Here is a 12,942-nt window from a genome sequence, read left to right on the forward strand (position 1 = left end):
GGGCAGTCCATGAGGAATATTCTGTGATCGGTTCGCGCTGGCGTTCCCACTTGCGGCGGCTGATGTTGCTGCTGCTGCTCGGACCGCCCCTGCTGATCCTGGTGTTCCGCTTCGTTCCGGTTCCGGCGACGCCTCTGATGCTAATCCGCGCCGCCCAGGGCTATGGTCTGTCCAAGGAATGGGTCGCCTATCCGGACATTGCCGCGGCCCTGCCGCATGCGGTGATCGCGGCTGAGGACAACACATTCTGCACCCAGTGGATCGGCTTCGACCTGCGCGAGTTGCAGGGCCAGTTCGCCGCGGCTCTGGACGGGGAACGCCCCCGGGGCGCCAGCACCCTGACCATGCAGGTCGCCAAGAACCTGTTTCTCTGGCCGGGACGGGACCCGGTCCGCAAGGTGCTTGAGGCCTGGCTGACGCCGCAGATCGCGCTGCTCTGGCCGAAGCAGCGCGTGCTGGAAGTGTACCTGAACATCGTCGAATTCGGTCCCGGCACCTATGGTGCGGAGGCGGCGGCGCGCGGCTTCTTCAATCGCCCCGCCTCGGCGCTGACCATGGCGCAGGCAGCCCAGCTCGCCGCCGTTCTGCCCAGCCCGCTCAACTGGTCGGCGGCACAGCCCGGCGCCTATGTGCGCGAGCGCTCGGGGGTCATCCGCCGCCGGGTCGGCCAACTCGGCCCGCTGCTGGATTGCGCGGGCTGAAGGCGCCGGGCTGTTCCCGCCGAAGCGCCCGCCGCACCGCCCAGAGGGAGAGCGCCAGCATGCCACCCAGCAACGCGGCATAGAGGCCGGCGCCGGGTTTGCCTTCCGGCCGCATCGTCTCGGCCAGGGTGGTGGTGAGCAGCACAACCGAAAACCCGCCAAAGACGCCCCAGGCGGCCGCCATGCGCGGGCCGGAGGGGCGGGCAGCGGCCCACAGAAGCGTGGCGGCAACCAACACTTCGTCCAGCGCCTCGATCGCGCCGCCGGTCATGATACGACGGGCGATCTCGCTGCCTGCCAGCAGCACCGCCATGGCCAGGGCGGCGAGGCGGAGGGCGCCCATGTCAGACGCGCATCGGCATCAGAACGTAGAGCGCCTCGGGCTTCGCCGCGTCCACGACCACCGTGGGGGCGGAGCCGTCGGAGAAGCGGAACTCCACCTTGTCGGCGATCTGATCGGTGATATCGGCGAGGTACCGCGCCTGGAAGCCAATTTCGATGGGTGTTGCGCCATAGGTCACGGCGCCGCCATCCAGCTCTTCCTCCGCTTGGCCCTGGTCCGGGCTGCTGGCGGTGAGCGTCAGGCTGTCCGGCTTGATGGACAGCTTCACCGGCCGCGAGCGCTCGGAGGAGATCGCCGCGACGCGGGAAACGGCATCGGCGAAGGCGCGCTTGTCCACCGTCATGATCTTGTCGTTGCCGCGCGGGATGACCCGTTCATATTCGGGAAAAGTGCCGTCGATCAGCTTGCTGGTCAGGTGCACGGCGCCGAAGGCGAAGCGGATCTTGGTGTCGGAAAGGCGAACCTGCACAGGCTCACTGGTTTCGTCCGCCAGCTTGCGGATCTCGTTCACTGTTTTGCGGGGAATGATCACGCCGGGCATGCCATCGGCACCTTCCGGCAACGGCTCCTCGATGCGGGCCAGACGGTGTCCATCGGTGGCCACGGCCCGCAGCACAGGCTGTCCCTCCACCTCGGTGGCGTGCACATAGATGCCATTCAGGTAGTAGCGTGTTTCTTCGGTGGAGATGGCGAACTTGGTCCGGTCCACGAGCTCGCGCAGCATGGTGGGCGTGATGTCGAAGCCATGCGGCAATTTGCCCTCCGTCATGGAGGGAAAATCCTCCACCGGCAGCACCATCAGGCTGGTCGCGAAACGCCCGGCGCGCAGCGCCAGCGGCGCATCGCCGCCCGGATGGTCCAGCTCCACCTTGGCACCATCAGGGAGCTTGCGGACAATCTCGTAAAGCGTTGCCGCCGGGGCGGTGGTGCGGCCGGCGCGGGCCACCGTCACCTCCGGCACCGCCTCCACGATGGCGATCTCCATGTCGGTGGCGGTCAGGGTCAGCGTGTTCTCCTGCGCCGCCAGCATGACGTTGGCCAGGATGGGGATGGTGTTGCGCCGCTCCACCACGCTTTGCACATGCGCCAGCGCCTTGAGCAGCACCGCCCGGTCCACCGTGAACTTCATGGCTCGAACACCCCCGCGCGGAAAGGGGCGCTACACCGCACTGATCTGGCGCCCCGAATCGGAAAATAAGTCGTCCTGTCTACCAGTGCGACGGAGGCCAGGAAAGGCCATCAGCGGCGAAAAAGCCAATATCCGCAAGGTGTTCGCGGAACTTCGCGGCGGTTGAGGGGTTTTCATTCCGCCATGCCAGAGCAACCCAGCCTGCCCCTGGATCTTCCCAGCACCGATGCGCCGCGTTCGAAACGAAGCGGCTCCGGACCTTCAGCGCGAAAGAAATCTGCTGCCGGGCAACCAGCGCGCGATGCTCCCATGTCCGCCGCGGAGGCTGGGCAACCTTTGGCGCAGAGGACACCCGACACTGACGCAGTGCAGGACGAATTGGCACGTCAGCCCGCCGCCGAGACCTGTGACGAGGCGGCCCGGCAGCGCAGTCCCAACGATCACGAGCCGCAGCGGGATGTTATTCCCGCACCCTGGGCCGAAGGCCGTGCCGCAGTGCTGGGCGAAGGCCCGCTGGATGCGCCGATGATGCTGGTCGGCGAGCAGCCGGGAGATGAGGAGGATCGCGCCGGACGGCCCTTTATCGGCCCGGCCGGCCGATTGCTGGATCGTGCCCTGCAGGAAGCCGGGATCGACCGCACCGCCTGCTACGTGACGAATGCGGTGAAGCACTTCAAATACGTGCAGCGCGGCCCACGCCGGCTGCACCAGACGCCCGATGCCGGCGACATCGCGCATTACCGCCCTTTCCTGATGCGCGAGATCGTGCAGGTGGCACCCGGGCTGCTGGTGGCTTTGGGTGCGACGGCGTCGCAGGCTTTGCTGGGCCGCAAAGTGCCGATCACCAAGATGCGCGGAGAGGTGCTCTCAGGCCCCGGCGGCATGCCGATCCTGCTGACCGTGCATCCGAGCTACCTGCTGCGCCTGCCGGACGAAGCTGCCAAACGCGCCGAATGGGGCCGCTTCGTGCATGACCTCGGGGTGGCACTGCAAACCTCGCGGGCACTGCCCCGGCGCGCCTAGGCATTCTCGCGCGGGGCATGGCGGTCCAGTACGGCATCGGGCAGCTCCATCACTCGCGCTTCCCAGGTCCAGAGCAGCCAGCATTCCACCCGGCGGTCGGGGAATACGTCGCGCATCAGCGTGCGATAGGCTGCCATCTGCCGCAGGTAGAGCGGGTCCACATCCCCCACCTCCGCCGGCGGCGGGCGGTTGGTCTTGTAGTCCAGGATCACCACCCGGTCCGGCGCCACCAGCATGCGGTCCACTTGCCCCGCCACCGGATGCCCCGCCAGCCGTCCCGCCACGGGAGCCTCGGCCAGAGAAGCGGGGCCAAATGCATCGCGTAGCCGCGGATGGCGCAGCATGGCCAGCACTTCCCCCAGTGTTGTCGCCTGCTCGGCCGCCGGCAACCCATGTCCGGGGCGGGCCAGGAAGCGGCGCGCCACTGCCTCGCGTTCTGCCTCCGGCGTGTCAGGCAGGTGCTGCAGCAGGGCGTGGATCAGCCGCCCGCGCCGGAACCGCTCGCCAGTCGGATCGGCACGGCCATGCGGGGCGGAGGTGGGCGTCTGCTCCTCGCCTGGCAGGGAGGAGGGTGAAAGTGTCAGCGCCACGCTTTCCGGTGCCGCGGGCCGGCCGACCCAGGCGGGCAGGGCGGAGGCGGCTCCGGCGGTGGCATGAGCCGCATCTTCCCGCGGCTGCGCCGATTGCGGGCAGTCCAGCCAGCGTCGTGTGCCGCTGAAGCTGGCTTCGGCGGGGGCGCCGAACTCCACCGGGTCGAACCCGTCCTCTCTGGCGCCCTCCAGCCGGCCGAAGCCGCGCGCCACCAGGTCGTACCAGCTGTTCTCCTTGGGTTCTCCCCAGGCGCAAACCAGCAACCGGTCCTCGGCGCGGGTCAGGGCAACATAAAGCAGCCGGTTCTCCTCCGCCGCGCGGGCCTCGCCATCGGCCAGGGCCAGCGAGTTCCAGGCCGGGGCGAAGAAGGCCTTGCCCGAGCGCGGCGCCCAGAGCGGCAGATGCGGCGTCACCGTCTCGTCCCAGCGCAGAGGAGTGTCGCCGCGTCCGCTGCCCACGTCGGGCAGGATCACCACCGGCGCTTGCAGTCCTTTGGCGCCATGAGCCGTCATCAGCCGCACCACATCGGCCCCGGACTCGCCCTCGCGCTTGACCTCGGCACCACCGCGCCTCAACCAGTGCACGAAGCCCTGCAGGCTGGGCGGATAGCGCGATTCGTAAAGCAGCGCGGCGTTGAGCACTTCGTCCAGAGCGTCCACAGCGTCGGGGCCAAGGCGCTCCAGCATCTTCGCACGCCCGCCATGCTCACCCAGGATCTCGGCAAGCAGGGCGTGGGGAGTGGCAATATCGGCGCGGTCCGACAACTCGGCCAGCCATTCGGCGGCGCGGCCGGGCGCGGTGTCGCGCCCGCGCTCGGCCATCAGCCGCCACCACAGGGGCTGCGTGCCGCGCGTGGTGGCCAATTCATAAAGTTCCTCCTCCGAGGCGCCGCAGAGCGGCGACTTCAGCACGGCCGCGACCTGCAGATCCTCTTCCGGCAGCAGCAGCACGTCGCACAGCGCGAGCAGGTCCTGCACCGCGATCTGCTCCACCAGCCTCAGGCGGTCCAGCCCGCCCACCGGCACGCCGCGTGCCTTCAACGCCCGCACCAGCAGGCCGGAAAAGGCGGTGCGGCGGCGCAGCAGCACCAGGATATCGCCCGGACGGATGCGGCGGTTGCCCCGCGCCGGCAGGGTTTCGGCGGCGACCATGCGGGCCACGCGCGCGGCGATAGAATCCGCCAGCAGCGCCATCGCATTAGCTTCTGCCACCGGCGTGTCGGGCACTTGCCAGGGCTCGGCCTCGGCCTTGTCCGGCGTCGCCAGTGGCGGCCACAACTCCACCAGCCCGGCCTCACCCTCGCGGTCGGCACGGTGGGCCAGGATGCCGTCCTCCCCCACCACGCCACGCCGCGCCGGACCTTCGGCAAACACCGCATCCACCAGCGCCAGCACGGGCGCAGTGGAGCGGAAGGACACGTTGAGCGGCACGGTGGCGAAATTGGCCCGGGCTTCGGCCACGCGGGCGGCGAAGTGCCGCTCCCACCGGCCGAAGCCGGCGGCGTCGGCGCCCTGGAAGCTGTAGATCGACTGCTTCTCGTCACCCACGGCGAAGATGGTGCGCTGAACATCGTCGTGCCGCGTGCCTTGGCCGGCGAAGAACTCCTCCGCCATGCGGGCGGCGATCTCCCACTGCTCGGGATTGCTGTCCTGTGCCTCATCGAGCAGCAGGTGGTCGAGTCCGCCATCCAGCTTGAACAGCACCCAGGCGCTGCCCGGATCATGCAGCAGCCGCCGTGCCGCCTGGATCAGGTCGTCGAAATCGACCGCGCCAATGCGGGCCTTCCGGGCCACATAGCCTTCCAGGACCGGCTGGGCCAGGGCCAGAAGCGCCGCGGTGGCGGTGTGGAGCCGCCAGCATTTGCGCTCCTCCTCCACCTCCAGCACGCGCTCGGCTTCGGCAGTCATCATGGCCTGCAACTCGGCCTCGTTGTGGGCGAGCCCCTTGGTGCCGAACTTCTTGCGCACCGTGCCCGTGCCGGTGAGAAAGATCTCCACCCAATCTTCCCACCGCGCGACGCGCGAGGCCGGCGCGAGAGCAAGCCAGGCGCGCATCCGGGCGCCGCGCTCCTTGTCATTGGTATTGCTGCTTTGCCCCAGCATGGAAGCGGCACGGATCATCTCCGTTCCCGCACGCGCTGCGGCGCTGCGCAGGGCCTCCGCCTCGCTGCCCTCGTGCGGCAAGCCGAGGCGGCGGCGAAGTGCGGCATCGCAGCCGGCCAGTCCGCCGGATTCCTCGATGGCGGCGGCCAAACGGTCCCGCTCGGTCACCAGCAGGCGCAGCGTGGTGGCGAAATCCTCGGCGGTGCCGAGCCCGGCCATGGCCTCGATCGCCCCCAGCGGCAGACGCCCGGATGCAAGCGCCGCCTCGCGTGATTCGGCCAGCATGGTATTGGCATCGGTCTCGTCCACCAGCCGGAACTGCGGCGGCAACCCGGCTTCCAGCGGAAAGCCGCGCAGCAGGGATTGGCAGAAGGCATGGATGGTGGAGATGCGCATGCCGCCCGGCATGTCCAGCACTTCGGTGAACAGGGCACGGGCGCGGGCGCGCAGTGCGGCATCCGGGCGCTGCCCGGTCAGGGCGTGCAGGCTGCGGCCGAGATCCTCCTCCTCCGCCACCACCCACTCACCAAGGCGGCGGGCCAGGCGCGTCGCCATCTCCGCCGCCGCCGCCTTGGTGAAGGTGAGGCAGAGCAGCCGCCCCGGCTTCGCCCCCGGCCGCAGCAGCAGCCGCAGCACCCGGTCGGTCAGCACCTTGGTCTTGCCGGATCCGGCGGAGGCGCCGACCCAGGCCGAGGCCAGCGGGTCGGAAGCCTGGCGCTGCGCCGACTGGGCCGCCGCGCGGGGGGAAAGAACAGTGTCCATCGGGCTCATTCCTCCCCCGCATCGCCCCATTCGGCCACTCGTGCCAGATGGTCGAAATCGCTTCGGACCGGCGTGCGCCGTGGATGCGGGCGGGCGATGAAGCGCCGGTGGCCGAGCAGAAAGCCGCGCAGCAGCGCCTCGGTGTTGTCCAGGGCGTCCGCTGCCAGGGTTGCGGGATCACCCTTTAGCGGCTTCACCTCTCCAGCCGTGCTGCCCCCGGTCAGCCGCCAATAGGCCAGGGACGAAACCGGCGCCCTGGGCACGGCGCGCTGCCCGGCGCGGAAGCCGCCGGCAGCGGCAATGGCGGCTTCCAGCGGCATCTGCGGCGCGAGCCCCTTGGCCACCTCGCTGTCGCTGGGCGGCGTGCCGGTCTTGTAGTCGATGATGGCGAGGGTGCCATCCGACCGCTCATCGATGCGATCGGCCCGCACCTTCATGGTGACGGCGCCATCCGCCACTGGCAGGCGACCGGACAGCTCGGCATGGCGGCGCAGAATGGTGCGGGCAGGCTGCGACGCTTCCTCCTCGGCCACGGCGAAGTCGCCGATGCGGGCCAGCCGGGGACGCCAGAAAGCCAGCAGGCTGGGGCGGGCGGCGGCACCGGCCAGTGCTTCCTCCGCGCATTCATCGAACCATGCGCGGGCCTGCTCCTGCCCTGGCCAGCCATTGGGGCTGCCATCCAGCCGCGCCGTCCACCGCGCCATCGCGTCATGCACCAGCGAGCCGTAGTCGGATGCCCCCACCTCGGCATCCAGCGGGTCGAAGGGGGAAAGCTGCAGAACCCGGCGGGCATAGAAGCCATAGGGGTCGGCCATCAGCCCGGCCACCTCCGTCACGCTGATCTCGCGCGGCCGTGCCTCGGGCGGGGGGGAGGGCGCGGGACGAGGGCAGGGGCGCACGACCTGGGGCATGTCGAGTTGCGCCGCCCAGGCCAAGGCCGGACTGCGCGCCACCGACAATCCTTTGCCGTCGCCCTTGTGCTGCCCGGCCAGAAAGGTTTCCAGCCGTGTCAGCCAGCGAGACGGCACCGTGGGGGCGCCGGAGCGCTTGCGCGTCCAGGACAACACCACGCGCGGCGCCGAGGCGGCAGCCAGCAGGAAATCGGCGGCAACGCGGCCGATCCGCGTTTCGGGCTCCGGCAGGCCAAAATCATGCCGCATGGGGCGCGACAACCAGGGGCCGGGATCGGTGGATTGTGGCCAGGCGCCTTCCTCGAGGCTGCCCAGCACGGCGAGGTCGAAATCCTGCAGCCGCGCTTCCAGGAGGCCCAGGATGGCGATGCGCGGATGCCGGTCCCCCTTCTTGCCACGGCTCATGCGGATGGCCGGCGCGACGGGGCCTTCCAACAGCGCGTCGAACAGGGCAGGCCATCCGGCAGGACCCATGGGCGGCATCTGCCGCAGCGCTGGGGGCAGGTTCGCGAGATGCACCGCCAACGGCTCGCCTTCCTCACCGGCATAGAGGCGCAGGCCCCCGGGTCGGGTGTCGGTGGTCGCCAGCCGCTCGGCTGCGGCCAGGTGACAGTCCAGCAGGTCGGCGGGCGGGCGGGCGATGCTGTCATCCAGCTCGGCAAAGCCGTCCAGCCCGGCTTCCAGCGCGGAAAGCAGGCGCTCGGCCCGGGCGAGCAGCGCCGCATCCCGCTCACGTCCCAGCGCTTCCCGCACCCGGGCACGCAGGCCGGGCAGGCCGGGGGCGGGGCGGGGTCCGCGCAAGGCACGGCGCTCCACCAGACGCACCGCCTCCATCCATTCGGCGCGGGACAGGCCGCCGGCGCAGAGCGGGTGTTTCAACAGGGCCAGCAGCGGCACGGGCGCGAAGCCCTCCGCCACGGCCAGCGCGATCAGTCGCAGAAAAGCGCCAGTTGGGGTTTCGCCCAGAGGCTGGCCGGCGGAGTCGTCAGCGAGCACGCCGTGCCGTGTCAGCTCGGCGGCGACGCGGCGGCCCAGTTCGCGATCGGGCGTGATCAGCGCGGCGCGGGTGCCAGGGGTTTCCACCGCTTCGCGCAGCAGCAGGGCGATGGCAGCGGCCTCGGATTGCAGGTCCGGCGCATCAAGCAGCGACAGTCCTTCCAGCCCGGGACGCCAATGATCCGGGCGTCGCTCCAGCCAGGCCCCGATGCCGGCAGCGGGCCGCAGCGCGCGGCACAACATCTCCGACCGTCTGGCCAGGGCGGGATCGCCGGCGCCGGCGCCGGGCCAGGGCATCACATCGCCCGGCACCGCGTCCAGCGCCGACAGCAGCCGCACCTGTCCCGAGAGCGGATGGCCGGGGCTTTCGCCGATGGCGCCCCAGAGCCCATCCCCCGTTGCCTCGCCCGTGCCGTGCAACACCACTGCGCCCTGGGGCAGGCGTGCCACCACGCGCAGCAGCGCGGCCGCGGCCGGAATGGTGCCCCCGGCGCCGATGCCGGCCGCGATCACCGGGTCTGCGGGCGGCGAGGCACGCCATTGCGCCGCCTGGGCCTCCAGCGCCGCCACGCGGCGCGGACCGATATCGGACAGGCCGTGTTCCGCCAGCCACCCCTGCCAGGCCTGCAGCACACCGCGCAGAAAGGTCAGCGTCACCTGCCAGTGGGCGGAGAACTCCTCCGGCACCAGCTCGGCGAGGCGCGCGGGGTCGCAGCCCTCCAGGGCCATCTCGTCCATCAGTTCGGCCAGGGCCGTGGCCAAGCCCCAGGCCTGCTCGGGCGTGCCGGGGCCCCCATAGCGTGTCGGCAGGCGCAGGATCATGGTGGTCAGCACCGCCTGCCGCCGCGCGGCATCCACAGCCGGCGGCTGATCCAGCAGTTCCGGCAGGGACAGCTCATCCGCCTCCTCGGTGGAGAGGCCGGACAGTGCGCGCATGCGCGGCAACAGCAGGGTACGACCGCTGGCAGCGGCCAGAAAGGCCTCGCGCAGCGCCAGGGCCGCGCGGCGCGTTGGCAACAGGACCGTGGTGCGGGACAGCGCCAGCGGATCGTCGGTCCCCACCATGCCGAGCACGCCCCGGGCCAGGCTGGGCAGGAAGGGCAGGTGAGCCGAAATCTCGAACAGGCGCATGTTGTGGAAGATACCGGCTCAAGGCGTGCCGGCAAAGCACTGTGGCGGGAATGCCGCACCCCGGTCATTTCGATGGCGCCGCGTTGCCTTTGAGAATGATTTGCAGTACCCGGCCGAGGCGCTCGGTCACCCTCAGGACACATCCATGCCCCATCCACGCCCCGCCTGCCGCGCTGCGCGGCTTTCGCTGCTGCTGGCCGCCACTGCCTTGTGCCCTGTGGCGTTCGCGGATGGCGCCTGGGCGCAGGGCATCGGCAGCATGCCGTCTACCCCGGCCGACACGCTGCTGCTGCCGGAGGTGAATGTGGGCGCCGTGGGCGAGCGCGCGTTGGACCCGATCCGCGGCTACGTCGCCAGCCAGGAGATCACCGGCACCAAAACCGACACGCCGCTGATCGAGAACCCGCAGTCCATCAGCGTCATTCCGCGCGACCAGATCGATGCCCGCCAGGCGCAGACGCTGGGCGAGGCGTTGCGCTACACCGCTGGCGTCCGTGGCGAGAACTATGGCACGGACAGCCGCACCGACTGGTTCCAGATCCGCGGCTTCAACGCGCAGGACAACGGCATCTTCCTGAACGGTCTGCGCTACAACACCGGCTATGCCGGCTCGATGTTCGAGACCTACGGGCTGGAGCGCTACGAGGTGCTGCGCGGCCCGACCTCGGTGCTGTATGGCCAGATCGCGCCGGGCGGGCTGGTCAACATGGTGCAGCGGCGCCCGACCGATTTCAGCCAGGGCGAGGTGCGCCTCTCCGCCGGCCTGCATGATCGCTTCCAGGGACAAGGCTATGCCAGCGGGTCGCTGACGCCGGATGGCAGCCTGCAATACGGCATCACCGGACTGGTGCGCGACGCCGACACGACGGTGGATTACGTCGAAGATGACCGCATCTTCGTGGCACCCACTGTGACTTGGAAGCCCACGGAGGACACCTCCGTGACGGTGCTGGGCTATTATCAGCGCGACCGCACCTCCGGGAACCAGTTCCTGCCTTATGAAGGCTCGGTGGTGCCGACGCCCTTTGGCCGCATCTCGCGCGACCGCTTCACCGGCGAACCCGGCTTCGACAAGTTTGACCGCACTCAGTTCGGCGTCGGCTACGAGTTGTCGCATCGCTTCAACGAGGTGTTCTCCTTCCAGCAAAACCTGCGCTACGGCCAGACGGAGATCCGCTGGGACCAGGTCTATGGCGGCGGGCTGCAGGCCGACCAGCGCACGCTGAACCGCTTCGCCTACCGCGCCAATATCGATGTCGCGACCTTCCAGGTGGACAACCAGCTGAAGGCGCGGTTCACCACGGGTCCAGCGGAGCACACCGTTCTGGCCGGCTTCGACTACAGCCGAGTCAACTATCGCAATGCCCAGTTCTTCGCCTTCGCGCCGGGGCTCGACGTGTTTACGCCGGTCTATGGCAGCCCGATCCCGGATCTGGGAAATTCCTACGACAATGTGCGGCAGGTCAACCAGCAGTACGGCCTCTACCTGCAGGACCAGATCCGCTTCGACCGGTTGGTGCTGCTGGCCGGCATCCGGCAGGACTGGGCGTATTCGGATATTGACGACCGCGATGCCGGTGGCGTGCGCAGCTATCAGAACGACAACGCCTTCACCTGGCGGCTCGGTGCGCTTTACCTCACCGACATCGGTTTGGCGCCCTATGCCAGCTATGCGCGATCCTTCCAGCCGCAGATCGGCACTGACGGGCAGGGCATTGCCCGCGGGTGGCGGCCCCTGAAAGGCGAGCAGTACGAGATCGGCCTCAAGTTCCAGCCGAACGGCGTACGCAGTTTTGTGCAGCTCGCCGCCTTCGAGCTGACGCAGCAGAACACGCTGAGCGCCGACCCGGCCGACACGTTCCAGCAGGTGTCGACCGGCGAGATCCGCGTCCGCGGCGTCGAACTGGAGGGCGTCGCGGAACTGGGTGCCGGAGTCAGCATGGTCGGCAACCTGACCGTGCTCGACCCTGAGATCACGGAAAGCGGCACCGTCAACGATATCCCTGGGATCGGCCTTGTGCCCGAACAGGGTCAGCGGCCGGCCGGCGTCGCTAAGACCAATGCGGCCCTTTATGTGGAATACAGCTTCGCCAATGCGTTCACCGGACCGCTTGGCGGCCTGACGCTGGGCTTCGGCACGCGTTACCTGGGCAACACCACGGCGACGCCGGGCGGCCGCGTCGTGCCCTCGACCACGCTGTTCGACGCCGCCCTGCGCTACGACTTTTCCAAGATCAGCGAGCGCGCCAAGGGGCTGGAGTTCGCCTTGACCGCCAGCAACCTGGCCGATACGCGCTATGTCGGCCGCTGCAGCGGCGAAAGCGGCTGCTTCTACGGCAACCGGTTGAACGTGCTCGGTTCACTGGCCTATCGCTGGTGAAAACCGGCGGGCTGGCGGGGGCGATGCCCTCCTCTGCCGCCGTGATGCCCTCCCGCCGTGATGACGGTGTCACCCTGGACTTCGTCTTTTGCCCGAGATCATGGATCTCGGGCGTGCTGCCTCGGCAAGGGCGGGCTATGTCGAGGACAGGATTGTTTCATCCATCCCAGCTTCCACCCCTCACCACATGCTGGCCTTGGCGCGTTCCGGCCACGCGCGGTCGTACTCGTCACCTCCGACGCGGCCGGCGGAAAGGTCCTTCAGGATCTGGCCCGGCGTGGGTAGCGTCTTCGGATCGACCAGGTTGTCCGGCGACCACAGCCCCGCGCGGATAATGGCACGAGCACACTGGAAGTAGACTTCGCGGACCACGACCACCATCGCTGTGCGGGGCACCTTGCCCTCCATCGCGAGGCTTTCCAGCAGGGCAGGGTCATCGTCCAGATGCGCCTCGCCATTGATGCGCAGCGCATTGCCGCTGCCGGGGATCAGGAACATCAGCGCCACGCGCGGGTCTCGCACCACGTTGCGCAGGCTGTCGATGCGGTTGTTGCCGCGGCGGTCCGGCAGCAACAGGGTGCGGCTGTCGCGGATCACGGCCACCTGACCGCGGTCGCCGCGCGGCGAGCAATCCAGGCCTTCCGGTCCCACGGTGGCCAGGGCGCAGAAGGGCGAGGCCTCGATCATGCGGGCATAGGCAGGAGTGATCCAGTCGGTGACCTTGGCGGTTGAGGCCTCGCCGACATCGCCGAGGGCACCGTAGATCGACTCCAGTGCTTCGATGCTGCGGATGACGGCCATGCGGAACTTCTCCAACCGGTTGCGGCTGAAGATTTGTATAGACAAATCCTCGTGTCATCTGAAGAGCGTGGC

General features: G+C 69.3%; 8 protein-coding genes. 3 read left to right on the forward strand and 5 right to left on the reverse strand.

Going from position 1 to position 12,942, the window contains the following annotated elements:
• Window positions 1-23 precede the first annotated feature (23 nt).
• Window positions 24-701, forward strand: coding sequence for a monofunctional biosynthetic peptidoglycan transglycosylase (gene mtgA, locus ACFOD4_RS00985; protein WP_456316858.1), 678 nt, complete (start codon window positions 24-26; stop codon window positions 699-701).
• Here mtgA and ACFOD4_RS00990 read toward each other — a convergent pair.
• Both ACFOD4_RS00990 and dnaN read right to left on the reverse strand, forming a co-directional pair.
• Entirely contained in the window at window positions 649-1,044 is a 396-nt protein-coding gene (locus ACFOD4_RS00990; protein ID WP_379592680.1) for a hypothetical protein, read from the reverse strand. The genes mtgA and ACFOD4_RS00990 overlap by 53 nt on opposite strands.
• A gap of 1 nt (window position 1,045) precedes the next feature.
• Window positions 1,046-2,173, reverse strand: coding sequence for a DNA polymerase III subunit beta (gene dnaN, locus ACFOD4_RS00995; RefSeq protein WP_379592682.1), 1,128 nt, complete (start codon window positions 2,171-2,173; stop codon window positions 1,046-1,048).
• Window positions 2,174-2,482: 309 nt separating this feature from the next.
• Here dnaN and ACFOD4_RS01000 point away from each other — a divergent pair, with 309 nt between their 5' ends.
• Window positions 2,483-3,196, forward strand: a complete 714-nt coding sequence (locus ACFOD4_RS01000) for a UdgX family uracil-DNA binding protein (protein WP_379592684.1) — start codon at window positions 2,483-2,485, stop codon at window positions 3,194-3,196.
• Here ACFOD4_RS01000 and addA read toward each other — a convergent pair.
• Both addA and addB read right to left on the reverse strand, forming a co-directional pair.
• The gene (gene addA / locus ACFOD4_RS01005; protein ID WP_379592686.1) at window positions 3,193-6,651 is read right to left on the reverse strand and encodes a double-strand break repair helicase AddA; all 3,459 of its coding nucleotides are present in this window, start codon (window positions 6,649-6,651) and stop codon (window positions 3,193-3,195) included. The two genes, ACFOD4_RS01000 and addA, sit on opposite strands and share 4 nt — an antisense overlap.
• Before the next feature lie 5 nt (window positions 6,652-6,656).
• Window positions 6,657-9,689: a double-strand break repair protein AddB gene (addB, locus tag ACFOD4_RS01010; RefSeq protein WP_379592688.1), complete on the reverse strand. Its 3,033-nt coding sequence runs from the start codon at window positions 9,687-9,689 to the stop codon at window positions 6,657-6,659.
• 145 nt (window positions 9,690-9,834) lie between these two features.
• Here addB and ACFOD4_RS01015 point away from each other — a divergent pair, with 145 nt between their 5' ends.
• Window positions 9,835-12,069: a TonB-dependent siderophore receptor gene (locus ACFOD4_RS01015; protein ID WP_379592690.1), complete on the forward strand. Its 2,235-nt coding sequence runs from the start codon at window positions 9,835-9,837 to the stop codon at window positions 12,067-12,069.
• Window positions 12,070-12,249: 180 nt separating this feature from the next.
• Here ACFOD4_RS01015 and ACFOD4_RS01020 read toward each other — a convergent pair whose 3' ends face one another.
• A complete protein-coding gene (locus ACFOD4_RS01020; RefSeq protein ID WP_379592692.1) occupies window positions 12,250-12,870 on the reverse strand; it encodes a pyridoxamine 5'-phosphate oxidase family protein in 621 nt (206 codons plus the stop codon).
• Between the last annotated feature and the right edge of the window lie 72 nt (window positions 12,871-12,942).

The sequence above is a fragment of the Teichococcus globiformis genome (genome assembly GCF_042646265.1).
In the GTDB taxonomy this organism is placed as follows: domain Bacteria; phylum Pseudomonadota; class Alphaproteobacteria; order Acetobacterales; family Acetobacteraceae; genus Pseudoroseomonas; species Pseudoroseomonas globiformis.